This is a genomic window from Dysgonomonas sp. 216 (assembly GCF_010501065.1).
Taxonomy (GTDB): Bacteria; Bacteroidota; Bacteroidia; order Bacteroidales; family Dysgonomonadaceae; genus QVMM01.
Window position 1 is genome coordinate 131,934 of the sequence record NZ_QVMM01000003.1, and the last position, 26,538, is coordinate 158,471.

Here is a 26,538-nt window from a genome sequence, read left to right on the forward strand (position 1 = left end):
GTTATTTTAAATCATTCTAAAAAGTAAACTGTGTTTATTTGCAATAATAAGTTTCGAAAATGAACGTTATATAATAAAAAAGTAAGGTATTGCATTGAAAACAAAAAATATAATAATATTATTCGTTGCGTTATTTCTGTTTGGAAACAGCGTATATGCACAAAAGGAAAAGGTTAAAAACCGTCCTCATGCCGACCAAAAAATGTTTAGCCTGGGCTTTACGGTTGGTATAAATATGCAGGATTTAATTCTTTCACACTCTGGCTTTGCGCAACCTAACGGTGAAGTTTGGTTTGCCGAAATACCGTCTTATAATCCGGGTTTCAGTGTAGGGATTATAGCAGATCGGTATTTGAATGAGCATCTTAACCTCAGATTAGTTCCTTCTTTACATTTTGGGGAAAAACAGTTTACATTTAAAGAACAAACCTCGAAAGAAATTTTTAAGACTACACTTAAAACCAATTATTTAACTGTTCCGTTATTGTTAAAGTATAGTGCGAAGCGGTTAAATAATTTCCGTCCATATGTTTTAGGCGGTGTATATGGTAGTATGGAAATTGGGGGTAAAAAAAACATGCCACTTAGAGCAAAAGGAAGCGATTATGGATTGGAGTTTGGTTTTGGTTGCAACTTCTATATGCCGTTATTTAAATTTTGTCCCGAAATAAGATTTTCTTTAGGTTTGAAGGATATGATACAAAAAGATCGTTCGGATTTGGTTGATAAAGAACAATATTTGAAGTATACCGAAGCATTCAATTCTGGAAAATCGAGAATGATAATTATTACATTCAATTTTGAGTAGTAAGTATAATCGCAAAAAAGGACAAGTTATTATATCCTTAAACTTACTACTTTTGTTACGTAATTAATTAGTAACAAAAACATATAATCATGGAACAGAATTTTTGCCAAAGTTGTGGAATGCCGCTAACAGAAGAGCATTTTGGATCTAATGCTGATGGAAGTGCAAATAGCGAATATTGTACTTATTGCTATAAAGATGGAGCCTATACATCGGATGTAACAATGGATGAAATGATAGAACATTGTGTGCAATATTTGGATGAATTCAATAAGGATTCGGATACAAAATTTACGAAAGAAGAAGCTATAGCTCAAATGAAACAATTTTTTCCAAATCTTAAACGTTGGAAAAGCTAAATATAAATAATATATGAGCAGGTGTCAGAATATTTTATATTGATGCCTGTTCTTTTTATATATCCTTTTATCGTATGAGAAACTCGGTCTGTCAAAGTTGTGGAATGCCGTTAAAATCGGTCGAAATGTTAGGTACAGACATAAACGGGTATCGTATTGAAGATTATTGCCGTTATTGTTTTATAGATGGGCAATTTACATCGAATGTGACAATGGACGAAATGATTAAGCTTTGTGCAAAATTTGTACAAAACGAAAATAGGGAGTCTGTTATAAAAAATATGAGGATACAATTTCCTACACTGAAACGATGGGCAAGAAAAGAAGATACTCAAAACGAATATCATAAATCGATAAATAAAGTACTTGATTATATTAATGATCATCTGAACGAAAAACCAGATCTTGATACATTATCGCAAATTGCAAATGTTTCGCCTTTTCATTTTCATCGTATATTTAAAGCTATTATTGGCGAAAATTTGGGGGGATATGTACAACGGCTTAGGCTCGAATTTGTAGCCAGACAATTGAGAACCACAGACGATAGCCTTGATAAACTATCGGAAAAGGTAGGATATAATAGCCAGCAAGCACTATCGAAAGCTTTTAAAAAACATTTTGGAATTCCACCCAGCGTATATAAAATAACGAAAGGAGAATGGAACAAATATAGAGTATTAGATTTATCTCCAAGAATCTGCAAAATAAATTCCAAGCATGTTATTTATATTCGTGTAATGGATGAATATGGCTCTACCGAGTCGTATAGCGAAGCATGGAAAAAGTTATATACTTATGCTGTGCTAAGCGGATTATTTTCGAAAGATAGCGAATCTCTTGGGGTTAGTTTCGACGATCCTTCTATAACAGAAGCCGAAAAGTGTAGGTTTTATGCATGTATAAGTATAGATCAACATGTGAAACCTAAAGGTATATTTGGTTATAAAGAATTGGATGGAGGACTATATGCTATTTTTACGCTTAAAGGTCATTACAGGGAGTTACACAATCTATATAAGCTTATTATATTTATTTGGTTGCCCGAAAGTAAATATAAGTTACGAAAAGGTGTTTTTTATGAAAAATACCTGAATAATCCACATTTAGTCGCCGAAGAAGAAATACTTACTGAAGTATATATTCCAATAAAAGAGTAGGGGAAAGGGTAATAAAAAAGAAGGACGCCAAAATTAAGCGTCCTTCTTCGGCTCACAAGTCATTATTTAATGGCATCTGTTAAAGAGAATATACGCTCAACAAGTTGCCATTTTTCTTCCGAACGTTTACCTTCTTCTGTTATCTGGTATTTGGAAACAAAATCCTCCCATTCGGCTTGTTTCTCATAAGTTGCCAGTTTGCCAAAAGCTTCGTCCCATTCAAAGTCAATAGGTGTTTCCAGTATCATAAAAGCCATATTTTCTATCACATAGATTTCCATATCCAATATGCCAGCTTTACGAATACCTTCCGGAATCTCTTTCCATATATTATGGCTATTATGCCAATATTTATATTGTTCGAGAGTTTGGGAATTGAGTTTAAGAAACTGACAGAAACGTTTTGTTGCTCCTGCCGGTTTTCTCACATATCCATCCTTCAAATTCATTTAATAATTTATTTTTTATACAATGGACCGTATGTCTGGCATGCGCGGTAGTCGGCACTTTCTTTATCCATACCAAATGCACCCCAAGCAGCCGGACGATATATATCTTTTATTTCTACATTATGCATGCTCACAGGAATACGTAACATCGAAGCCAAAGTTATGAGGTCGGCACCTATATGTCCGCAACTTATCGAGCCGTGATTTGCACCCCAATAGTTCATAACCGAATATACATCTTTAAAGTTGTCATCCTCGGTAAGACGTGGAACAAACCATGTTGTTGGCCAGCCTTTATCAGTGCGATCGTCTAGAATTTTGTGTACTTCCGGATCAAGTTCTACGGTCCATCCTTCGGCAATTTGTAAAACAGGTCCCAAGCCTTTTACAAGGTTTAAACGTACCATTGTACAAGGCATACCTCCACGAGTTAAGAATTTTGACGAAAAACCTCCCCCTCTGAAATATTCTCTGTTTGCCGGTACCCATGATGTTGCATCCAAACAAGCTTTTGCTTCAGCTTCTGTAATATCCCAGAAAGGCTTCATTGTAGGTTTTCCATCCTTGTCGCTTTGACGTCCAGAACCATCGAGTGTTGCAGCACCCGAGTTGATAAGATGAATCATACCACCCGAAGCTAAACCATCAAGTTTTTTACCTGTCACACGTTCTACAGCTTCCGGACTCCAATATGTACGTACGTCTGCAAAAATCTGAGCAGTATTAGTTAGTAGATAGCCGAATAGCATGGCAGTGCCGTTTAATGCGTCGTTTTCGGTTGCTAACACATAAGGGGCACGCACACCTGTCCAGTCGAACGAAGAGTTAAGTATTGCCTCGGTAAAGTCTCCGTTCGGGTAAAAATCGGTCCATTGGCGTTGTCCCTGAAACCCTGCGGCAATAGCATTATGCCCTAATGCTTCTTCTCCAAATCCCATTTCCTTAAGTTTAGGATTCCCTGTCATCAAGTCTTTAACAATAAGAGTCATTTTCACGATAAACTCCCAATCAGCATCATTGCCTTCGCGGGTTTTAACTAAATGAGGCTTATTTATATTATCCGCAACTTCTTTGCAATTTTCTTTTGCCCATGCAAGAGCTTTTTTATATTCTTCTTTATCGTAAATACCTTCGGTCATACGGCGAATGATCTCCACCTCGTCAATACCTTCACAACGCATACCCAAATAGTCTTCAAAAAAATCGGTATTTACAATAGAGCCTGCTATACCCATACATACAGCACCTATCGACAGGTACGATTTACCTTTCATTATAGCTACAGCCATACCAGCCTTTGCAAAACGTAAAAGTTTTTCCTTTACATCGTCCGGTATGGTAGTGTCAGTAAGATCTTTTACATCGTGTCCATAGATTCCGAATGCAGGTAGTCCTTTTTGTGCATGAGCAGCTAATACGGCTGCCAGATACACAGCCCCGGGACGTTCGGTTCCATTGAATCCCCAAACAGCTTTTACTGTATGCTGATCCATATCCATAGTTTCGCTGCCATAACACCAACAAGGAGTTACAGTTATGGTTACCCCTACATTTTCGCGTTTGAATTTTTCGGCACAGGCGGCACTTTCAGCCACACGTCCGATAGTAGAATCGGCAATAACACACTCTACGGGAGTCCCGTCAGGGTATTTCATTGTAGATGTAAGCAAATCTACTACGCTTTTTGCCATGTTCATTGTTTGTACTTCGAGAGATTCTCTTACACCTCCCATACGACCGTCGATAGTTGGACGGATGCCTATTTTGGGCCAGCTGCCCTGATACCTAGTTTTCATGATTATAATTTAAGTTTATAATGATCTATTTTTTCAAAGGTAAATAATTCTGATTTCAAAGCGTTTCATAATATCGATTATCGAATAGTACAAAATCACCAAAAGATGATATATTGTTTCTAAAATTAGTATATTTACAGATGGTAAACATAACAGAAAAAAGCTAAGAATATAATGGATGCGGTAGATGGTACATCGAATCTTATATTATTAAATATCGGGTATACCGAATTAAATGCAAACTGGAACTGGACTAACATACATAGCCCATTTGCGCGTATATATTATGTAACAGGAGGAGAAGCTAGAATAAGAATAGGAGACAGAACACAGATTTTAAAACCGGGTTACTTATACTTAATACCTCCTTTCACTTTACACAATGATGAGTGCGATAGCTATTTTTCATTATACTATATACATTTCTATCAGAAAGCGGTCAATCAGGAGTCTGTATTCGATAAATATGATTTTCCATTGGAAGTTCAGGCAACGCATACAGATATTTTGCTTGCCAAAAGATTGACAGAAATTAATCCGGGCAGGCATTTAATGAGTTACGATCCTCAATCGTATGATAATTTACTCACGTTTTCGAAATATATTGCCGATAATAAAAAGATTCCGATACATCTGGTAATAGAGTCGCAAGGTATACTACTCCAATATTTGTCTCGGTTTTTAGAATCGGCAAAAGTAAAATCGTTAAAAAAAGACGAACGGATAAACAGATGTATCAAATATATTCACGAAAATTTTGATAAAGATTTATTGATTACTGATTTGGCTGATGTAGCCTGTTTGTCCGAAAACCATTTTATAAGGTTATTCAAAAAAGAAATGGATGTTACACCATTAAAATATATAAACTTAAAGAAGATAGAAAAGGCTCAGTTGTTACTTTTAACAACCAATCGTCAGGTGAGGGATATTGCCCTTGAGCTTCTTATTGATAATATATCTTATTTTAATCGCATATTTAAGCAGTATACAGGTAAAACCCCTGTACAATTCAGACAGGAAAGCAACAGGCAAGAAATAAATTTACAGTTCTAAATGTTTATTTCTTCCAAAGGATTCCAGAATATTTTCTTCCAGTTTTTTATTTTGTTATTAACAACGGTTATACCTTCTGCTTCGAGAAGTTTTTCCATCTCATCAGATGTGCCAAAAGCATCTTTACCCGATAATATACCTTGGCTATTCACAACCCTATGAGCTGGAATATTTTGTTCGGAAGAGTTGCATGCAGCCATTACACTTCCCACCATTCGGGAAAAATCAGGAAACCCAATGGCCTTAGCTATAGCTCCATAGCTTGTGGCTCTGCCATAGGGTATGCTTTTTACTATATCATACACAGCTGTGATGAAAGCTTGTTTTTCAATATCAGTCATGCTTAGCCTTTATTCCTATGTAAAGTTAGGCGTTTTCATCATCAAAGCCAAATGTGATTTTTTATAACATCTGAATAATACGGCTTGCAAAACAATTTATACAAGCGATAGGAGCACAAAAAGGAGAAAATTTTAGTTGTCACACAATCTTTTGTCAAATATTTAGTTTTTATTTATAGAATGTGTTTTTCGTGAAACGAAATAATAAACATATATTTGTTATTGGTTTTGTAAACATCGCTAATGTATGAATAAATTATCAGCCTTAATCTTTGGTTGTTTAATCGTTCTAATTGTACATATACCAATGTATGGTCAGAATGGTGAGAAAGTCTATCGTTTTCTTAGTTTACCTACTTCAACTCATATAAATGCTTTAGGAGGAAATAATGTTTCTTTAGTTGACAATGATTTATCTTTGGTTTTTCACAATCCTGCTTCGTTAGGAGAAGAGATGAATATGTTTCTCAATGTTAATTACATGGCATATGTGGATGATATAGGAGTCGGGAGTGCAATATTTGCAAAATCCTTATCTCCAATTTCAACAATGGCGTTTGGCGTCAGCTATATTAATTACGGCGATTTTAAACGTTATAATGCAGAACAAATTAGCGAAGGAGATTTTTCGGCAACAGATATGCTTGTAAGTGGGGTATATAGCCGCGACCTTACTCCAATGCTACGAGGCGGGGTTACTGCTAAGTTTATATACTCGTCATACGACAAATACTCTTCTACAGCCGTAGCCTTCGATGTGGGATTGAGTTACTACAAAAAAGAAAAAGATTTATCGGCCGGAATAGTTTTGAAGAACATCGGGGCACAATTAAGTTCGTTTAATGAAGATAGGGTAGGGCTACCTTGGGATGTTCAGGTTGGCTTTACAAAAAAAATAGCTCATGCTCCAATCCGATTATCGGTTACAGGAATGTACCTCACACAATGGAAGTTTGAAAAAATAGACGAAGCTAATGGTATAGAATCGAAAGACGATAATTTCTTTAAAACATTGTTTAAACATACTGTTATTGGGGTTGATCTTCTGCCTTCACAAAACATGTGGATTGGAGTAGGATATAGTCCTAAAATAAATTCAGACCTTAAAATTACAGAAGGTAATAAATGGGGTGGATGGAATTTAGGAGCAGGGCTAAAGGTTAGTAAATTTAACCTTGGATTCTCATTATCCCAGTATTCTCCATCTGCAACATCTTATCATTTTAGCTTCTCGACAGACTTATCTAAATTTTAATTAACGAGCAAAACTTGTTTCTCTTTTTGTTGCAATCTATTTGCGGCAAATACTTACCTTTGCATACGTTTAACAATAAAATAATAAGAGCGAAACTAAAGTAAACACGATAGAATTAATGTTTACTTATAACGTTCGGACATCATATATTTTTATGAAAAAGATTACAATTGCAGTTGATGGATTTTCGTCTAACGGAAAAAGTACAATGGCTCGGGGATTAGCTAAATCTATTGGTTATATATATATAGATAGTGGTGCTATGTATCGGGCTGTAACATTGTATTGTATACAGAATAATATAATTGATGAACAAGAGATTGATATAAATAAGCTGGAAGCTTCTATTAACAATATTAAAATTGATTTTAAAATAAATAATACAACAGGTTTACCCGAAACCTATTTGAATGGGATAAATGTCGAGAAAGAAATACGCTCGATGAAAGTTTCGGGAAAAGTGAGTATTGTAAGTGCGATAGGGTTCGTTCGCAAACGCATGGTTAAGTTGCAACAGGAAATGGGAGAAGCCAAAGGTGTAGTTATGGACGGACGAGATATTGGCACTGTTGTTTTTCCTAATGCCGAATTAAAAATATTTGTAACAGCTACCCCCGAAATAAGAGCTCAACGACGTTTAGACGAAATGCGAGCAAAGGGAGACAATAATATAACATTTGATGAAGTACTAAAAAATCTTGTGGAAAGAGATACGCTTGATCAAAACAGAAAAGAAGGACCATTACGTCAGGCCGAAGATGCCATCGTTTTGGATAATACTTATATGACACAAGAAGAGCAAATGGAATGGCTTCTTCAAAAATATAAGGATGTTATAAATAAATGAGCAAGATAGAAATAGATCCAAAATCAGGCTTCTGCTTTGGTGTGGTAAATGCTATACAGAAAGCGGAAGAAGAATTAGCTAAAGGTGGTATTTTATATTGTTTAGGCGATATTGTGCATAACAATCTGGAAGTAGACAGGCTTGAAAAATTAGGATTAAAAACTATTAATCACGAACAGTTCAGGCAACTTAAAAATGTAAAGGTATTATTGCGGGCTCATGGCGAGCCTCCGTCCACATATCAGATAGCTAAAGAAAATAATATAGAGATTATAGATGCATCGTGCCCGGTTGTATTGAGGCTTCAACGAAGGATCAATGACAAATACAATGCTGAAAAAGATAATGAAACCCAAATTGTTATATATGGTAAAAGTGGGCATGCCGAAGTTAATGGTTTAATGGGACAAACCAATTCGAGTGCTGTTGTAATAGAAAGTAAAGAGGACTTGGATAAACTTGACTATTCGAAGAATATATGTTTATTTTCTCAAACAACTAAGCCTTTGGATGGTTTTCAGGAAATAATAGATTTAATAAAGACAAAAATAAGCCCTCTGGCTAAGTTCGAATACTTCGACACCATTTGCCGTCAGGTATCGAACAGAATTCCTAACATTAAAGAATTCGCTTTATCGCATGATTTAATATTTTTTGTAGCAGGGAAAAAGAGCTCTAACGGGAAAGTCCTTTTTGCCGAATGTAAACAATATAATATAAACTCTTATTTTGTGTCCTCGTCCGAAGAAATAGACCCATCCGTTATTCAAGCAGGTTTATCTATAGGTATATGTGGAGCAACATCGACTCCTAAATGGCAGATGGAAGAAATAGAAAAAGAGGTAGAGAATATTTTAATAAAAAAACAGGTTATCTAGTATTACAGACTTTAATTTCGTTGAAAATTATGGCAAACATTAAATGCATCGGAATATTAACATCGGGAGGTGATGCCCCGGGAATGAATGCGGCTATACGTGCCGTAACTCGTGCAGCAATATATAATGGATGGAAAGTAAAAGGCATTATGCGTGGGTATCGTGGACTTATTTACGATGAAATTGAAGAATTTAAAACAAACTCAGTCAGTAATATAATCCAACAAGGTGGAACAATACTCAAAACCGCTCGAAGCCAGGATTTTAGAACACCGGAAGGACGTAAAATAGCTCACGAAGCATTACTTCGCGAAGGCATTGATGCTTTGGTAGTTATAGGTGGAGATGGATCTTTAACAGGTGCTAAAATTTTTGCTCAAGAATATAATTTCCCAATAGTAGGTTTACCCGGAACTATCGACAACGATTTATCCGGTACAGATACTACTATTGGTTACGATACTGCGTTGAATACAATAATGGAAGCTGTTGACAAAATTAGAGATACAGCTACATCGCACGAACGTTTGTTTATTATAGAAGTTATGGGACGCGAATGTGGTTTTCTGGCATTAAACGGGGCTATTGCTACAGGTGCCGAAGCTGCTATTATTCCCGAAATATCTATGGAAAAAGACCAATTGGAAGAACTTATTTCCAATGGTTTCAGAAAATCCAAGAACAGTAGTATGGTACTCGTTACCGAAGGCGAAATTACAGGAGGCGCAATGGCTATTGCAGATAGGGTAAAAACCGAATACCCCGAATACGATGTACGTGTTACTATATTAGGGCACTTACAACGCGGTGGATCTCCAACCGCTGCAGATCGTATATTGGCCAGTCGTATGGGTGCCGCTGCCGTAGATGCCTTAATGGACGGACAACGTAATGTTATGATTGGTATACAGAATGATATAATAGTTAACGTACCTTTTTCTAAAGCTATAAAAAAGAATAAACCTTTAGGAGATGGATTATTATCAACATTGAAAGTATTGTCAATTTAGTCAGAAAAACTATAAAAAACGGAAAGCATTCATAAAAATATGAATGCTTTTTGTGTTTATAAATAAAAAACCATAACAGATTAAACCTTTTCGAAAAAAAAAAGTCATAGATTACGTTATATGTTTAAAAATATAGGAAAATTAAAAATAAAATGAAATGAAATTTTACTTGATCTCTTTTTTCCTCCTACTAATTACGTTAGGAGGTTTTGCTCAATCTACAGGCACAGTTGCAATTTCGGGGACGGTACTCGATAGTTTAAGTAAAGACCCTATCCCTCAGGCTGGTATTCGGATATTAGCAGCAAAAGACAGCTCGTATGTAAATGGTGCAGCAACAAATCTGTCTGGTCGTTTCAATGCTTCGGTTAAACCCGGTAATTATATCATAGATATTTCTTTTTTAGGATATACCAATCAGTACTTAAATATTCAAGCAACAAAACCTCAAAACCAATTGGGAAATATATATCTAAAAGAAGATGGAATCCTATTACAAGAAACTACTGTAATAGGCAAAGCTCCAGATATTATAGTGAAAGGCGATACTGTAGAATATAATGCTGATGCCTACAAAGTTCAGGAAAGTGCAGTTCTTGAAGATTTGATAAAAAAAATACCTGGAGCAGAAGTTGATTCGGAAGGGAAAATAAAGGTTAATGGTAAAGATATTTCAAAGATATTGGTAGATGGTAAAGAATTTTTTAGTGATGATCCTCAAACCGCATCTAAAAACCTTCCGGCTAAAATTGTTGATAAATTGCAAGTGTTAGATAAAAAATCGGACATGGCGCAAATTACAGGATTCGATGATGGAGAAGAAGAAACAGTTATAAACCTTGTTGTAAAGCCCGGAATGAAGCAAGGTTTGTATGGTAATGCTTTGATTGGCTATGGAAGTGAAGATCGTTATGAAGGAAATGGATTTCTTAACTATGCAAAAGATAATACACGCATTTCTGTTTTAGGAAACTTCAACAATAATAACAACCAAAACGCAAACTCGCGGTCTGGAGGCCGGGGAATAACTGAAACAAAAGAGGGCGGAGCAAACTTTGCAATAGAACCATCTAAAAAATTGAAATGGGATGGTGATATATATTACTCGCAAACAGATAGAGAAACAATAAGCGAAAGTAATAAATCTTATATAAATGTAGATAAAACCGAAAGTTCTCGATCAAGAAGCAATGTAATAAGCGACAGGTTTAATATTCGTCAAAAACTAGAATGGGAACCTGACACCATGACAAAGGTAATTTTCAGGCCTAATTTAAATTATTCGAAAACAGAAAACAGATCGCGCAACACTTCAAATCGTATCGATAATGATAGTATAGAGTTGAGCTATGAAGGGCTGGAGGAAAATAGCACCAATAGTAAGAACTTGAACCTTAGTGGTAATTTATTAATTAATAGGAAGCTGAATAATAAAGGGCGTTCGGTAACACTCGAAGTATCGGGAGGTTATTCAACAGGTGATGATGATGGTTTAGAGTATAATGAGATCGATTATTATGAAACATCCAATCCGCTTAAAATTACTAACAGAAAAAGTAATACCGATAACGACAGTTACAACTGGCGTGCACGCCTGTCTTACCTCGAGCCTGTTGGCTATAATAATTTCTTGGAGTTTGCATACAATATCAGACAGAACATATCTAAAACTGATAAAAAAACTTTTGATTATGACGATTTTACAGGAGACTATACAGAGGTTGCAAACGATTTTACCCGTAACATAAAAAACGAGTTTTTAAACCAGAATATATCGTTAAATTTTCAGAGCCGAAAGCAAAAATATAATTATACCTTGGGCTTAGGTGTAGAACCCTCGAAATCGAAAACAACAATAAATCACCCTGATCAGGAGAAAAAAGAAACTAATCGTAATACTGTCAATTTCTCGCCACGGGTAGAGTTCAATTACTTATGGGACAAGCGTCATAATTTAAGAGTAAGATATAATGCCCGAACAAGTGAAGCTTCTACAACTCAGTTGTTTGATGGTATTATTAGTCAGAATGGAACGGATAAAACTATTGGGAATCCTAATCTTAAACCAAAATTTACAAATAATTTATTCGTTCGTTATCAGAAATATATACCGGAAAGAGCATCTTCAATAATGGCATTTGCGAGGTTTACCCATACGTCTAACGACATTGTCACAATAAATAAATGGAATAATGATGGGGGAAGAACAAATACTTATGAGAATATAAATGGAAATATGAATGGAAATTTCAGATTGATGTATAATACACCATTGAAAAATAAAAAGTTCTCAATAAATACGGCAACCTATGGGTCTTACAACAGGGACAATAAATTTATACAACAACGAGACAGTTCTATTCAGAAAAATACAGCAAATGTATTTAATATAGGAGAAGATTTAAGATTGAAATTTAACTCAGATGTATTCCAATTCGATTTAGGAGGTCGTGTATCGTTCGAATCTACTCGAAATTCTATAAACTCGAATCAAAATCAGGAGGTTTACAATTTCGGAGGTTTTGGCAATTTCTCTTGGTATTTGCCTTACGATTTTGTAATTGAAAGTGATATTAATTACTCATCTAACTCAGGATACTCATCAGGATATCAACTAAATGAGTGGCTGTGGAATGCTTCTGTTTCGAAACAGTTCTTAAAAGGTAAAAATGCAACAATTAGGTTTAAGATCTACGATATTTTGAAGGAACGCACCAATATATCACGTTCGTCAACAGCCGAAGCTATAACCGAATCGGTAACAAACAGTTTGAACAGTTACTTTATGGTAAACTTTATTTACCGGTTTCAATCATTTAAAGGATCAAGCCGTTCTAATAATTCTGACGGAGAGGAAAGACAAGGCCCGGGCAGATTTGGAAGAGAGGGTAGAGGAGGAAGTGGCAGACCTCCCGGTGGAATGTTTTAAGCATAAAATATATATATAAAGAAAGCCTGAACTTAAAAATTCAGGCTTTCTTTGTATTAAATATAAAAGTTCTTTAACTCTTTATTCGCATAGCGTAGAACGAACGATAGATAAAAACAAGGGCTACAACTAAGAATCCTAGTCCTATCCAAATACTAAAGTTGCTCAGTTTATCAGAGATAGCAATTTCAACAGCTAATAATCCGAATAACGTAGAAAATTTAATAATAGGGTTCAAAGCTACCGACGAAGTATCTTTATAAGGGTCGCCTACAGTATCGCCCACAATAGAAGCTTCGTGTAATGGAGTATTACGTTCTTTAAGTTCAACTTCAACTATTTTCTTTGCATTATCCCATGCTCCTCCTGCATTTGCCATAAATATTGCTTGAAACAAACCAAATACAGCTATTGATATCAGATATGCAACAAAGAAGTTAGGGTCGATAAATGCAAAAGCTAAAGTTATGAATAAAAGAGCTAGGAATATATTCCACATTCCTACCTGAGCATATTGTGTACAGATTTTTACAACTTCTTTCGAATCATTTATATCTGCTTCGTCCTTATCTAATTTTATGTTATTCTTTATAAATTCCACAGCACGGTATGCTCCTGTAGCTACAGCTTGCATAGAGGCTCCTGAGAACCAGTAAATAACAGCTCCTCCACAAATAAAACCTAACAATACCGGAGCGTCGGTAAGGCTGATACTTAGTAATCCGAATTCTTTCAACACCAATATTATCGAAAATATCATTGTTGTTGCTCCAATAACAGCTGTTCCAATCAATACAGGTTTTGCTGTTGCTTTGAATGTATTTCCTGCCGAATCGTTTTCTTCTAGATATTCTTTTCCTTTTTCAAAATCAGGAGTAAAACCAAAATCTTTTTCTATTTCTGCCGACACGTTAGGAATACTTTCTATACGTGAAAGCTCAAATACCGACTGTGCATTATCGGTTACCGGGCCATAACTATCTACTGCTATCGTAACAGGCCCCATACCCAAAAATCCAAATGCAACCAATCCAAATGCAAATATTGAAGGATAAGACATTACAGAATCCAGCCCTTGCATTGATATTATATAAGCAACAGCCATTAATGCAGCAATAACCATACCCTTCCAGAATGCACTAAAGTTTCCTGCAATAATTCCCGAGATGATATTTAAGGATGCACCACCTTCACGCGATGCTGTAACAACTTCCTTCACATGACGCGATTTTGAACTGGTAAAAGCTTTCGTAAGTTCAGGTATCAATGCTGCAGCCAATGTACCACAACTAATGATAGACGCTAGTTTCCACCACAATCCGGCTTGCATATCGGATAACAATAAATAGCTTGCTATATATGTTGCAACGATAGATATAATTGATGTAATCCAAACTAAAGTTGTAAGCGGAGCCTCGAAGTTGAATGCTGCTTTACCTTTATATTTTGCAGTAGATATAATGTTGTTAATGTAATAAGAAAATATTGAAGTAAATAACATCATTAAACGCATTACAAAAATCCAAACTATAAATTGAGCCTGAATTTCAACATTCATTACAGCTAAAACGATAAAAGATATTAAGGCAACACCCGTTACTCCATATGTTTCAAAACCATCAGCTGTAGGGCCTACACTATCACCGGCATTATCACCTGTACAATCTGCAATAACACCAGGATTACGAGGATCGTCTTCTTTTATATTAAACACTATCTTCATTAAGTCGGCACCAATGTCTGCAATTTTTGTAAAAATACCTCCGGCTATACGTAAAGCAGAAGCTCCGAGCGATTCTCCAATAGCAAAACCGATAAGGCATGCACCGGCCATATCTCCGGGAACAAATAAAAGTATGGCCAACATAAGAATAAGCTCAACAGTGATAAGAATTACCCCTACACTCATACCTGCTCTTAAAGGAATATTTACTACATCCCAAGGTTGCTTACGTAATGAGGCGAAAGCTGTTCGAGAGTTGGCATAAGTATTAATACGTATTCCATACCATGCTACACCATACGAGCCTAAAATACCAAGTACTGTCCAAAACAATACGTAAACAAGAAAGGTTATACTACTAACTTCTCCCGTTGCAACAATATCAGGATTAGCCAAAAAACCGAAGTAGAGAATCAATACTACCCCGATTATACATAATAAATAAATAAGGAATTTTCCTTGCTGAATAAGATAAGTTTTACAAGTTTCGTAAATAGTAACAGATACATTAAGCATCGTTTTATGCACCGGCAATTTTTTAATCTTGATGTATTGTCCTAAACCAAACGCAACACCTAGCAGCAAAACAATCATACCCCATAATAGCAGATTGTATCCACTTCCTAAATCTGGAACTTTAAGATCGGCCTCGCTTGCCATAGCAAAGGCCGGAAAAAAAGAGAGAGCTAATAACTGTAATTTTTTCATAGTTTTTTGTTTTATAAATGTTACAATTTATTTTATTTTCTTTTAAACAAGCTACAGTATTCTCTTGTTCTGTTTTATTAATAGTGCATGAACACTTTTTGTATACTGAGATCAGTATACCGATTTTTGTTAACGAGATAAATATAATGAAAAAGTTTATAAAATTGAGATTTGCATAAAAAATTGTTGTTGTTTACACAACTTTCAGCCATATTTTAAAACTTTGAATCAAAAAGTAAAGATTCTATTTTGCAATATTAAGAAAACCAATCAATTTGTCAGACCTTTCGCCTATAGGACGATAATATACAAAAATCTGATATTCATTTTCAGTTTCATAATAGTTGCCTTCCATTGGGGCTGTTGAATATTTATCGCCATCTTGTGCGAGATAAAGATAGTTATATGCACCCTGTTTTAACAATATAGTAGTATAATATTCTTTTTGCTCATAATCGTATTGCATCAGATTATCTTCTCCAAAAATATTATAACAAAAATCGCCGGTTACATAAATTCTATTCAATATCGGATCTTCTGCCGAAAGAGAAAATTTTGTATAAAAATAATCTGCATCAATATCATTATCCGATGCTTCGGCATTACGTATATAAAATCGTCCGTTTTGATCCTGATCGTATATATAACGTTTGTAAGCCCTTATTTGATCGGGTATGATATACGTATAATTATAAGGACGAACATACTCGGTGCGATCTATATTTAATCCGTTATAGCGATAACTGACCGATTCGAATCGACGATATTCGTTTCCTGCTTCAAATATTAAATCTTTATTTTGCTCATAAACCAAACGGTTAGGTTGTATATATGTAGGTTTTACTAATACTTTCTGATTATCCAGTCGGTTGTTCTGTCGAACAAATACCTTTAGTTCTTCGAGAGGATCTTTAATACTAATATTTTGATGATTTATAATAAACGATATCTGATGATGCTCTTTATGCGAATCGATAAGTGTATTCGACGACATACCACCGGATATACTTATAACATTGTCTATAACGGAGAAGCATGCATTCAATAAAATATTATCTTGATTATCTTCTTCATAAACAATAACAGCATAATTGCCTGAAACTTTTAACGATAAATCCTGGTTTGGAATATTTATCCCGAAGTTAGTATATTCTACCGTCGTATTTACCGACGATGCATAATCTTCTATATAATTGTCGTTAAACCCATCAAGATATTCGATGTACGAAAGAGTAGAAGGTGTCCAATCAGCATTACAATGAACTAGTTTATAACGCAGCCTATTAAAAGAATTTTCGCCCAATCGGTCAAAATTTATACGAATAAAATCGCCCGAATGTAAATTGATAAATGGCGGCTGCAGCCAATCTCCATTCTTATTTACACTTATAGTTTTTATTTCGGACGATAAAGGTTGGGTTTTGTAATTCTGCGACTTTACAATAAGAGGTGCAATAAGCATGCATATTATTAATACTAATTCGAGTTTCTTCATTTGAATTTATCTTTAAAACGAAAACAAGATAATAAATAATACAGATTAAAAAACCCTAACTATATATTTTTTATTTAGAACCGATGATTGGTGTATTTCAATAGGTACGTATTGTACCGAAAATTTAAATAAAAAACGCCAAGAAACGTTTTTATATTTCCCGGCATTTTGTTTTTACTTATATATCATTCGCTTCCGTTACGACGACAATGCTCTTTTCTTTGCAAGAAATTCTTTTACACCACCAATATGCTCTCTGACCATTTTATCTGAAAATTCGAAAACCTTAGTTACAAGCCCATCCAGAAAATCACGGTCGTGCGATACAAGTATTACAGTTCCATCGTAGTCGAGTAGGGCATTTTTTAAAACTTCTTTGGTTTTTAAATCAAGATGATTGGTCGGTTCATCTAAAATAAGCAAATTTACAGGCTCTAATAATAATTTAATCATTGCTAAACGTGTACGTTCTCCACCCGACAGAACCTTTACTTTCTTTTCAGAATCTTCTTTATTGAACATAAACGCACCTAATATGCTTCGTATTTGCGTACGAATATCCCCTTCGGCAACTCTGTCAATAGTTTCGAATACAGTAAGATCTTCATCTAAAAGGTCAGCCTGATTTTGTGCAAAATAGCCTATTTTAACATTATGCCCAAGCATAATAGTTCCATTATAGGGAGTTTCGCCCATAACACATTTTACAAAAGTCGATTTTCCTTCTCCGTTTTTTCCGGCAAGAGCCACTTTTTCTCCTCTCGAAATCATTAGGTTGGCATTCTCAAAAACAAGATAGTCGTCGTACTTTTTAGTAACCATATCCACAGTAAGGGGATAATTGCCCGAACGTGTAGCCGGTTGAAACCTTATACGTACCGATGATTTATCTTCTTCGTCAATTTCAACTCGCTCCATCTTCTCAAGCTGACGTATACGGCTTTGCACAAGTACTGCTTTCGCTGCCTGAGCACGAAAACGCTCAATAAATTCTTCTATTTCGGCTATTTGTTTTTGTTGCGATTCCCAAGCATGTATTTGCTGCTGACGGCGCTCCTGCCTTAATTCAAGATACTTTGAATAATTAACCTTGTAATCGTATATTTTGCCCATAGTAAGTTCTATGGTGCGTGTAGTTACTGCATCAATAAAAGCCCTGTCGTGCGATATAAGAACCACAGCATTGGCCTGAGTAGTTATAAAATCCTCTAGCCATCCTATCGATTCTATATCCAAATGATTGGTGGGCTCGTCCAATAACATTACATCGGGATTACGCAAAAGCAATTTAGCCAGCTCTATACGCATTCGCCATCCACCACTAAATTCACTCGTAGGGCGGTCTAGGTCTGTTCGCTTAAAACCCAAACCCAAAAGAGTTTTTTCTACTTCTCCCTCAAAATTCAAGCCTTCGACCATCGACAGACGTTCGTGTGCCTGCGTAAAATCGTCAATAAGTTTAGCATAACTGTCCGACTCGTAATCGGTACGTGTTTCGAGTTGTTTATTCATATCTTCAATTTGTTCCTGCAAATCAAAAATATGTACAAATGCCTGAGATGCCTCTTCCCGAACCGTTCTCTCATCCGAAACTTTCATTACCTGAGGCAAATAGCCAACAGTCATACCGTCGGGGCCTGTTACAGTACCCTTATAACTTTTATTTACTCCTGCCAGAATTTTTAGCATAGTACTTTTTCCTGCACCATTTTTACCGACAAGAGCTATTTTATCTTTGTTGTTTATTATATAGTTAATATTATCAAAGAGTATTCGCCCTCCCAATTCAACTTTTAAACTTTCAACTATCAGCATCCGCGTAAATAAATTTAATCTTTAATTAAAAGGCTGCAAAGGTAGTAATTTAATAATAAAAAGGCAGGCGAATAAGCAAATGAAAATCGTATCCGAAAAGAGTGATATATTTTGGTTTTAAGCTTTAAAAATGTATTTTTGCGAGGGTTTCGATTGAGTTTTAAGCGTTTTTAGCTAAAGGTTCATCTCGAAATATCAAAAAAGATAGCATTTTGCTATTTTAAAATTACATCTTAGATATTATTATATATTATATATAACTTAACCGGCAGATATTTATAAAAATTTGCTATGCAAAAATCATTTAAAATAAAAAAAGGGCTTAACATTCCGATTGAAGGAGAAGCTCCCGAAAATTTCATTGGGAATATAACAACAGACGTTATAAAAATATATCCTGAAGATTTTCCGGGGTTAATACCCAAAGTTGATGTTAAAATTGGGGACATTGTAAAAGCAGGAACCCCTCTAATGCATGACAAAAACAATACAGATATTGTATTTGTTTCACCCGTAAGCGGCGAAGTAACATCAATAACCCGAGGCGAAAAACGGAAATTACTTGATATTACGGTAAAAGCTGATCCTGTAACAGAATACGTTGATTTTGATAAAAAAAATCCGAGTAGTTTATCTACAGACGAGGTTAAAGAATCTTTATTGAAAGGAGGTTTATGGCCATTTATAAAACAACGCCCATATGATGTTATTGCAAATCCGTTATCGGAGCCCCGTGATATTTTTGTGACAGCGTTTTCGACTGCACCACTTGCCCCTTCGTACGATTTTATTTTAGACAAGCATACTGATGATTTTCAGACAGGACTTGATGCCTTAACTAAATTAACCCAAGGTAAAGTTTACTTAGGCATAAGCAATAAAACCAAGTTATCTGCTATACGCAATGCTCAGAATGTCGAAATATACGAATTTGACGGACCTCACCCAGCAGGAAATACAGGCGTTCAGATAAATAAAATAAAGCCTGTAAATAAAGGAGAGTGTGTTTGGACAGTTGATGCTCGTGATGTAATATACTTCGGGCAACTTTTTAATAACGGACATGCCGATTTTACAAGAACGGTAGCTTATACCGGATCGGAAGCTGTGAAAAAAGGTTATTACTCAATTGTTATCGGAACTTCTATTAAAGAATTGGTAAATTCTAATACGACAAAAGAAAAGCATTTACGTTTTATATCGGGAAATGTGTTGAGCGGTACAAAAATAGATGCTGACGGGCATTTAAGATTTTACGATTCGCACATTACAGTTATCCCCGAAGGCGATGATACTTATGAAATGTTAGGCTGGGCAACACCCGGGTTTAATAAATATAGCGCTGGATGTACATTTTTCACAAAATTATTTAGAGGAAAAAAATTCAAGTTCGATGCCCGCTTACTTGGTGGACGCAGAGCTATAATAATGTCGAACGAATACGACCGTGTTTTCCCTATGGATATTATGCCCGAATTTTTGATAAAGGCTGCTATCTCGTTCAATATTGATAAAATGGAACAGCTTGGTATTTACGAGGTGGCTCCTGAAGATTTTGCTCTTTGCGAATTTGTTGATACATCGAAACTGGAAATACAAAAAATTATTCGCGACAGTTTGCTTAAACTTAAAAAAGAAATGGAATAAACATTCTGTTTCTCTATACAGAGTTTAATATTGATTTAATAATAAAACTAGGCTTTTTAAGCCTGCAACTTTAAAATTTACTAACATTGAAAGCTTTAAGAAATACGCTGAACAAAATAAAGCCTCAATTTGAGGAAGGAGGTAAATTGCAGAAATTTCACTCGTTATACGATGCAATAGATACCTTCTTGTTTGTTCCGAATAAAACATCTAAATCGGGAGTGCATATACACGACGCTGCCGATGCAAAGCGTACTATGTCAATAGTTATACTGGCGCTTGTGCCTGCATTATTGTTTGGTATGTATAATGTAGGGTATCAACATTATCTCGCAATAGGACAAGAAACTATTTTGTGGGAGTGCTTTGTGTTTGGCTTACTAGCCGTATTACCTAAAATAATAGTATCGTATGTTGTTGGTTTGGGTATAGAAGTAGCTATAGCACAAGTTAAGAAAGAAGAAGTACAGGAAGGATTTCTGGTATCGGGAATACTTATACCAATGATTGTACCTGTTGATACTCCACTTTGGATGATTGGTGTGGCAACAGCTTTTGCTGTTATTTTTGCAAAAGAAGTATTTGGAGGTACAGGGTACAATCTGTTTAATGTTGCACTCATCACTCGTGCGTTCCTATTCTTCGCTTATCCATCGCAAATGTCGGGCGATAAAGTGTTTGTCAGAACATCAGATAGTTTTGGATTTGGAGCACCGGAAACGGTTGATGGCGTTGCTCAAACAATAGATGGTTACTCGGGTGCTACACCTTTGGGTCAAATTGAGGGTATAACATCGGCTCCGGTTTTCTCAGGAATCGACGGACATATATTATCTGTGTGGGATATGTTTTTAGGTTTAATACCGGGATCAATTGGCGAAACATCTACATTAGCTATTTTATTAGGTGCTGTACTTTTAATTGTAACAAGGGTTGCCAGCTGGAAGGTAATGTTTTCGGTTTTTGCAGGAGGTTTGTTAACCGGATTGCTATTTAATGCAATAGGAGCTAATCCTTCAATGCAAACCCCGGCTTTAGCACACTTATTGTTAGGAGGTTTTGCTTTTGGTGCTGTATTTATGGCTACCGATCCGGTAACATCGGCCCGAACAGAAACAGGTAAATGGATATTCGGTTTTTTAATAGGTATACTTACTGTTATTATCAGGGTGTTTAACCCGGGATATCCCGAAGGAATGATGCTTGCTATATTATTAGGTAATGCATTTGCCCCACTTATCGACTACTTTGTAGTTGAACAAAATATAAAGAAACGATTGAAAAGAGCTATAAAATAAGGACTATGAACAGAGAAAGTAATAAATACACTATAATATTTGCTTCGGTAATGGTAATTATTGTTGCCTTGGTGCTTTCGCTTGCTCATGAAGCCCTAAAAGATAAACAGCAACTAAATGTAGAAGCTGACAAAATGCAACAAATACTTCGTTCTATAAAGATTGAATCAAGTGCAAAAGATGCTCCATCGAAATTTGATGAAATTATGACAGATATCTACCTGATAGATGCAGATGGTAATAAAATACCTGATTCGAAAGACGATGCCTTTAATCTTGATTTAAGTAAAGAACAAAAGAAAGCAGACTCGGAACGTAGGTATTCAATATTTGAAGCCAAGCTAGAAGGTAAAACCATTTATATAACAACATTACTTGGTAAAGGCTTATGGGGCGATGTATGGGGATATTTATCGATTGAAGAAGACGGAAATACAGTATATGGAGCCGATTTTAGCCATGCAGGAGAAACCCCCGGGTTAGGTGCTGAAATAGCAACACCTTATTTCTGCGATCAATTTATAGGAAAGCATCTGTTTAAGGATGGAACTTTTAAATCAATTGCTGTAGTAAAACCGGGTAAGAGCACTAACGACCGCGATTATGTTGATGGAATATCGGGTGGCACTATTACAGGTAATGGTGTTCAGGATATGTTATTCAATTCGCTGGAAGGATATAGCAACTTTTTCAAGAAACTTCAAAAGTAAAAGAATAGAGAGATATGAGTAAATTTATGTCTGAAAAAACAAGAGCAATCTTGTTAGGCCCTTTAAATAAGAAGAATCCTGTAATTATTCAGGTTTTAGGTATTTGTTCGGCACTGGCCGTAACAACAAAACTCGAAGCAGCTTTAATGATGGGTGTTTGTGTTACTATTGTTGTTGCTTTGGCTAATGTTGTTATTTCTCTAATTCGGAATCTTGTTCCTCAAAAAATAAGAATCATTGTTCAACTTGTAGTTGCAGCAATGTTGGTTTCGTTGGTTAGTGAGATTTTAAAAGCATATTCTTACGAACTCAATAAACAATTATCGGTTTTCATTAGCCTTATTCTTACCAACTGTATACTGATGGGACGGCTCGAAGCTTTTGCTTTAGGCAATGGACCTTGGCCTTCGTTTCTTGATGGTATTGGCAACGGATTGGGATATGCCATTATTCTTGCAATTGTAGGTTTTTTCCGCGAATTGCTGGGTTCCGGAACTTTACTCGGATATCAGGTTTTGCCCGATGCATTTTTCGAGTTGGGTTATATGAACAATGGTTTGATGATTCTTCCTCCAATGGCACTTATTGTTGTGGCTGTAATAATTTGGGTACATCGTAGCCGTAACCCTGAGTTACAGGAAGAAACAAATTGATTTTAGAATTTGCTTAATAAATTTATAACAAATAATCATGCAAGAAAATATAAGCATCTTTGTACGGTCTATTTTTATAGATAATATGATATTCGCATACTTTTTGGGTATGTGTACATATTTGGCTGTATCGAAAAACGTAAAAACAGCCATAGGGCTTGGTATAGCTGTAGTATTTATGTTAACTATAACTGTACCAATAAACTATCTGCTCGAAAATTATATCCTTAAAGCAGGGGCTTTAACATGGATAAACGACGATTTTGCCAACGTAGACCTAAGTATGTTAACTTTGTTGGTTTTCATTACGGTTGTAGCATCAACAACACAAGTTGTTGAAATGGCTGTCGAAAAATTCAGCCCTGCACTATATAGTACATTAGGTATATTCCTGCCATTGTTAGCTGTAAACTGTGCTATATTAGGAGGATCGCTATTTATGCAACAAAAAGAGTTTTCGAGTATTGTTGAAGCTACCAACTATGGTTTCAGCTCAGGCATAGGATGGTTTATTGCAATAGCATTGCTTGCTGCTGCCCGTGAAAAAATCGAATATTCGAATATTCCTAAACCATTGCGTGGGCTAGGTATTACATTTATTATAACTGCCTTAATGGGAATCGGCTTTATGTGTTTCTCTGGTATCAGTATTTAATTAAACAGCGAAAAGTTTCAGAAGATGATATTACTTGAATTAAATTATTTAAACGTAGCATCCAGTGTTATAGCATTTTTAGTACTGATATTGGTATTTGTTTTTATCATACTTTACGCCAAAGCAAAGCTTATGCCTGCGGGTAATGCTAAAGTAATAGTTAACGGCGAAAAAGAATTTGAATCTCCCATGGGAGGTACTGTTTTAGGAGCATTGCAATCGCAAAATATATTTCTTTCATCAGCTTGTGGTGGTTCGGGAACTTGCGGACAGTGCCGTTGTCAGGTTTATGGCGGAACTGGCGAGATTCTTGCTACCGAAGTGGGCTTCTTTTCCCGTAAGCAACAACAAGATAATTGGCGTTTGGGATGCCAAACAAAGATTAAGGGCGATATGGAAATAAAAGTTCCAGAAGAAGTGTTTGGTGTGAAAGAGTGGGAGTGTGAAGTGGTTTCAAATCATAATGTTGCATCTTTCATTAAAGAGTTTGTTGTAAAACTACCAGAGGGAGAACACCTCGATTTTAAACCGGGTTCTTATATACAGATTAGTATACCCAAATACGACCTTAAATTTACCGATTTCGATATTGAAGAAAGATTTAAAGGAGAATGGGATAAATTTAAAATGTGGAATTTAGCTTGTAAAAGCGACGAAGAAACAACCCGTGCTTACTCTATGGCTAATTATCCGGCCGAAGGTGATATTGTTATGTTAAATATCCGTATTGCAACACCTCCATTCGATAGAGCTACTAATGGATGGAAAGAAGGTATTAAACCGGGTATTGGGTCTTCATTTATATTCAATCTAAAACCGGGAGATAAAGTAACAGTATCGGGTCCTTACGGCGATTTCCATATATTAGATACTAAACGCGAAATGCTTTATATTGGAGGTGGTGCCGGTATGGCTCCTTTACGTTCGCATTTATTGCATTTATTCAATACATTGAAAACTACAGATCGGCAAATATCGTATTGGTATGGAGCACGTTCTAAAAACGAAATATTCTACGAAGAAGATTTTCGCAAAATAGAAAGAGAGTTTCCTAATTTCAAATTCAATATAGCATTATCTGAACCCCGCCCCGAAGATAATTGGGATGGATATGTAGGGTTTATTCATCAGGTAATTCACGACGAGTATCTTGTAAACCACGATGCTCCCGAAGATATAGAATATTACATGTGTGGACCGGGTCCGATGGCTAACGCAGTGAAAGGTATGCTCGACAGCCTTGGTGTTCCACCTGAAATGTTAATGTTCGACGATTTCGGATAAATAGAAATATCTATTATTAAATACTAACTTGATAAATATGCGTAAGTTTTAATTAACTTGCGCATTATTTTTTACATATTACCTGATGATTAGAAACAATAATATGCACTTAAAGATAACTGAGTGGGCAGAAGAAGACCGTCCTCGCGAAAAGATGCAGATGAAAGGGGCTGCAGCATTGTCGGATGCCGAATTGTTAGCTATATTAATTGGTTCGGGTAATAAAAACGAAACAGCAGTAGAGCTATCTAAGCGTATTTTGCATACCGTAAACAATAACCTTAATTCGCTAGGAAAATTAGATATAAAAGAACTTATCAGTAACTTTAACGGAATTGGCGAAGCTAAAGCCATAACCATTGCTGCAGCTTTAGAACTTGGTCGCAGGCAAAAAATATCAGAGGCTGAGAAAATTGAAAAGATTGTATGTAGTGTAAATGTTTATAATATATTCCATCCTCTGTTAAGCGATTTAAAGCATGAAGAATTTTGGGTGTTATTATTAGGTAAATCTAATAATATTATAAAAAAGACATTGATAAACAGAGGAAATGAAAACAGTGTAGGGGTTGATATAAAGCTCATTTTAAAAGAAGCCATAGAAACTTCAGCTTCCGGCATTATATTGTGCCACAACCATCCGGACAATAATAGCAGTGCGAGTAAAAATGATGATGATATAACATTCCGATTATATAAAGCCGCCGCCCTTATGGATATAGCCTTGCTCGATCATATTATAATTTGTAATGGTACATACTATAGCTACAAGGATAGTGACAAGCTTTAGCTTTTCGTGTTATTTATATATGCTTTATTTATCTATATACAGGAGTTTGATATTGGTAAGCCATAACCAATAAAGTGCAAATATCCGTAAAATGTAAATTTCTGTCAGGTATGTCAGGTTTTTCAATTATATACTTTTTAATGCATTGTGAGCTGTATGAAATTCTATATTTATAGAATAAGCGTTCTTTTAAATAACAAATACTGCGTGTGAAAGAAGATTGCTTGTACTACTTTTTGCAAAGCTAAAAAACGATACCTTTTTAGGGAAAGATCAAAAAAAACAAAACCTGTCAGGTGTGTCAGGTTTTAGCAAAAAAACGTATTATGGGCTATATTCAAAGTATTTAATTCTATATATATAGAATACTTATAGTTTTTCGTTACTAAAATGTAGAGGTAATAAAGCTTTTACCGATTCTACTTCGTATACTTTATCTTTAGCACACATTAGTATTCTTATATTATTCTTATAACGATTTTCAGTTTCCAGTATAACTTGTCTGCATGCTCCGCAAGGCGAACATATATCATCAGTGAATCCACTATTATTTCGGGCTATAATAGCAATCGTTTTAACCGATTTATCGGGATGCAGAGCTCCTGCCTGAAATATAGCTACACGCTCGGCACATAAGCCTGACGGATATGCAGCATTTTCCTGATTATTACCTATTATAATAGTGCTATCTTCCAACATTATAGCAGCACCCACAAAATAATTAGAATATGGGGCATAGGCCTTTTCTGTAGCCTGACGGGCACAGTCAATCAGCATCCTGTCTTCATCACTCAGTTCGTCGAAAGAGTATGATTTAATATAAGTTACAATATCAAAACTATTCATCAATTCAAAATGCTTATATTTGTAAC

The 26,538-nt window shown here is 35.5% G+C and carries 23 protein-coding genes; 16 read left to right on the forward strand and 7 right to left on the reverse strand.

The window, feature by feature from the left end; translation table 11 throughout:
* Positions 1-94: 94 nt before the first annotated feature.
* From D0T53_RS02995 to D0T53_RS03005, 3 genes are all read left to right on the forward strand, one after another.
* Positions 95-808, forward strand: a complete 714-nt coding sequence (locus D0T53_RS02995; RefSeq protein WP_163264933.1) for a porin family protein — start codon at positions 95-97, stop codon at positions 806-808.
* An 89-nt stretch (positions 809-897) separates the two neighbouring features.
* Positions 898-1,167, forward strand: coding sequence for a zinc ribbon domain-containing protein (locus D0T53_RS03000; protein ID WP_163264935.1), 270 nt, complete (start codon positions 898-900; stop codon positions 1,165-1,167).
* Between the two features lie 74 nt (positions 1,168-1,241).
* Positions 1,242-2,327, forward strand: a complete 1,086-nt coding sequence (locus D0T53_RS03005; RefSeq protein WP_163264937.1) for a GyrI-like domain-containing protein — start codon at positions 1,242-1,244, stop codon at positions 2,325-2,327.
* A gap of 62 nt (positions 2,328-2,389) precedes the next feature.
* Here D0T53_RS03005 and D0T53_RS03010 read toward each other — a convergent pair whose 3' ends face one another.
* Positions 2,390-2,776 carry an L-rhamnose mutarotase gene (locus D0T53_RS03010; RefSeq protein WP_163264939.1) on the reverse strand — a complete coding sequence of 129 codons (387 nt, stop codon included), beginning with the start codon at positions 2,774-2,776 and terminating at the stop codon, positions 2,390-2,392.
* Between the two features lie 8 nt (positions 2,777-2,784).
* Positions 2,785-4,572 carry an L-fucose isomerase gene (locus tag D0T53_RS03015; RefSeq protein ID WP_163264941.1) on the reverse strand — a complete coding sequence of 596 codons (1,788 nt, stop codon included), beginning with the start codon at positions 4,570-4,572 and terminating at the stop codon, positions 2,785-2,787.
* Positions 4,573-4,746: 174 nt separating this feature from the next.
* On the opposite strand from D0T53_RS03015, the gene D0T53_RS03020 reads away from it, so the two are divergent.
* The gene (locus D0T53_RS03020) at positions 4,747-5,628 is read left to right on the forward strand and encodes an AraC family transcriptional regulator (protein ID WP_163264943.1); all 882 of its coding nucleotides are present in this window, start codon (positions 4,747-4,749) and stop codon (positions 5,626-5,628) included.
* On the opposite strand, the gene D0T53_RS03025 is transcribed toward D0T53_RS03020, so the two are convergent.
* Positions 5,625-5,969, reverse strand: a complete 345-nt coding sequence (locus D0T53_RS03025; RefSeq protein WP_163264945.1) for an MGMT family protein — start codon at positions 5,967-5,969, stop codon at positions 5,625-5,627. The genes D0T53_RS03020 and D0T53_RS03025 overlap by 4 nt on opposite strands.
* 247 nt (positions 5,970-6,216) lie before the next feature.
* On the opposite strand from D0T53_RS03025, the gene porQ reads away from it, so the two are divergent.
* The 5 genes from porQ (at position 6,217) to D0T53_RS03050 (ending at position 12,888) form a co-directional block, all read left to right on the forward strand.
* Positions 6,217-7,224, forward strand: coding sequence for a type IX secretion system protein PorQ (gene porQ, locus D0T53_RS03030; protein ID WP_163264947.1), 1,008 nt, complete (start codon positions 6,217-6,219; stop codon positions 7,222-7,224).
* A 154-nt stretch (positions 7,225-7,378) separates the two neighbouring features.
* The gene (cmk, locus tag D0T53_RS03035; RefSeq protein ID WP_163264950.1) at positions 7,379-8,071 is read left to right on the forward strand and encodes a (d)CMP kinase; all 693 of its coding nucleotides are present in this window, start codon (positions 7,379-7,381) and stop codon (positions 8,069-8,071) included.
* Positions 8,068-8,949, forward strand: a complete 882-nt coding sequence (locus D0T53_RS03040; protein WP_163264952.1) for a 4-hydroxy-3-methylbut-2-enyl diphosphate reductase — start codon at positions 8,068-8,070, stop codon at positions 8,947-8,949. Before cmk ends, D0T53_RS03040 begins: the two co-directional genes overlap by 4 nt.
* 29 nt (positions 8,950-8,978) lie before the next feature.
* Positions 8,979-9,959: a 6-phosphofructokinase gene (gene pfkA, locus D0T53_RS03045; protein ID WP_163264954.1), complete on the forward strand. Its 981-nt coding sequence runs from the start codon at positions 8,979-8,981 to the stop codon at positions 9,957-9,959.
* 157 nt (positions 9,960-10,116) lie between these two features.
* Complete coding sequence (locus D0T53_RS03050; protein ID WP_163264955.1) at positions 10,117-12,888, forward strand: TonB-dependent receptor; 2,772 nt, start codon at positions 10,117-10,119, stop codon at positions 12,886-12,888.
* A 73-nt stretch (positions 12,889-12,961) separates the two neighbouring features.
* Here the strand turns inward: D0T53_RS03050 and D0T53_RS03055 are convergent, their stop codons facing one another.
* From D0T53_RS03055 to D0T53_RS03065, 3 genes are all read right to left on the reverse strand, one after another.
* The gene (locus D0T53_RS03055; protein WP_163264957.1) at positions 12,962-15,319 is read right to left on the reverse strand and encodes a sodium-translocating pyrophosphatase; all 2,358 of its coding nucleotides are present in this window, start codon (positions 15,317-15,319) and stop codon (positions 12,962-12,964) included.
* 244 nt (positions 15,320-15,563) lie between these two features.
* Positions 15,564-16,814, reverse strand: coding sequence for a DUF5103 domain-containing protein (locus tag D0T53_RS03060; protein ID WP_163264959.1), 1,251 nt, complete (start codon positions 16,812-16,814; stop codon positions 15,564-15,566).
* Positions 16,815-17,012: 198 nt separating this feature from the next.
* On the reverse strand, positions 17,013-18,629 hold the full coding sequence (locus tag D0T53_RS03065; protein ID WP_163264961.1) for an ABC-F family ATP-binding cassette domain-containing protein: 1,617 nt from the start codon (positions 18,627-18,629) through the stop codon (positions 17,013-17,015).
* 291 nt (positions 18,630-18,920) lie between these two features.
* On the opposite strand from D0T53_RS03065, the gene D0T53_RS03070 reads away from it, so the two are divergent.
* The 7 genes from D0T53_RS03070 to radC all read left to right on the forward strand — a co-directional run bounded on the left by D0T53_RS03070 (position 18,921) and on the right by radC (position 25,666).
* Positions 18,921-20,276: a Na(+)-translocating NADH-quinone reductase subunit A gene (locus D0T53_RS03070; protein WP_163264963.1), complete on the forward strand. Its 1,356-nt coding sequence runs from the start codon at positions 18,921-18,923 to the stop codon at positions 20,274-20,276.
* Positions 20,277-20,362: 86 nt separating this feature from the next.
* The gene (locus tag D0T53_RS03075; RefSeq protein ID WP_163264965.1) at positions 20,363-21,574 is read left to right on the forward strand and encodes an NADH:ubiquinone reductase (Na(+)-transporting) subunit B; all 1,212 of its coding nucleotides are present in this window, start codon (positions 20,363-20,365) and stop codon (positions 21,572-21,574) included.
* Between the two features lie 5 nt (positions 21,575-21,579).
* Positions 21,580-22,284 carry an NADH:ubiquinone reductase (Na(+)-transporting) subunit C gene (gene nqrC, locus D0T53_RS03080; protein ID WP_163264967.1) on the forward strand — a complete coding sequence of 235 codons (705 nt, stop codon included), beginning with the start codon at positions 21,580-21,582 and terminating at the stop codon, positions 22,282-22,284.
* Positions 22,285-22,298: 14 nt separating this feature from the next.
* Positions 22,299-22,937, forward strand: coding sequence for an NADH:ubiquinone reductase (Na(+)-transporting) subunit D (locus D0T53_RS03085; RefSeq protein WP_163264969.1), 639 nt, complete (start codon positions 22,299-22,301; stop codon positions 22,935-22,937).
* Between the two features lie 37 nt (positions 22,938-22,974).
* Positions 22,975-23,592 carry an NADH:ubiquinone reductase (Na(+)-transporting) subunit E gene (gene nqrE / locus D0T53_RS03090; RefSeq protein ID WP_163264971.1) on the forward strand — a complete coding sequence of 206 codons (618 nt, stop codon included), beginning with the start codon at positions 22,975-22,977 and terminating at the stop codon, positions 23,590-23,592.
* Between the two features lie 24 nt (positions 23,593-23,616).
* Positions 23,617-24,876, forward strand: coding sequence for an NADH:ubiquinone reductase (Na(+)-transporting) subunit F (nqrF, locus tag D0T53_RS03095; RefSeq protein ID WP_163264973.1), 1,260 nt, complete (start codon positions 23,617-23,619; stop codon positions 24,874-24,876).
* Between the two features lie 103 nt (positions 24,877-24,979).
* Positions 24,980-25,666 (forward strand): DNA repair protein RadC, encoded by a 687-nt coding sequence (gene radC / locus D0T53_RS03100; protein ID WP_163264975.1) that lies wholly within the window; start codon positions 24,980-24,982, stop codon positions 25,664-25,666.
* Between the two features lie 369 nt (positions 25,667-26,035).
* Here radC and cdd read toward each other — a convergent pair whose 3' ends face one another.
* Positions 26,036-26,512 carry a cytidine deaminase gene (cdd, locus tag D0T53_RS03105; RefSeq protein WP_163264976.1) on the reverse strand — a complete coding sequence of 159 codons (477 nt, stop codon included), beginning with the start codon at positions 26,510-26,512 and terminating at the stop codon, positions 26,036-26,038.
* Positions 26,513-26,538 lie beyond the last annotated feature (26 nt).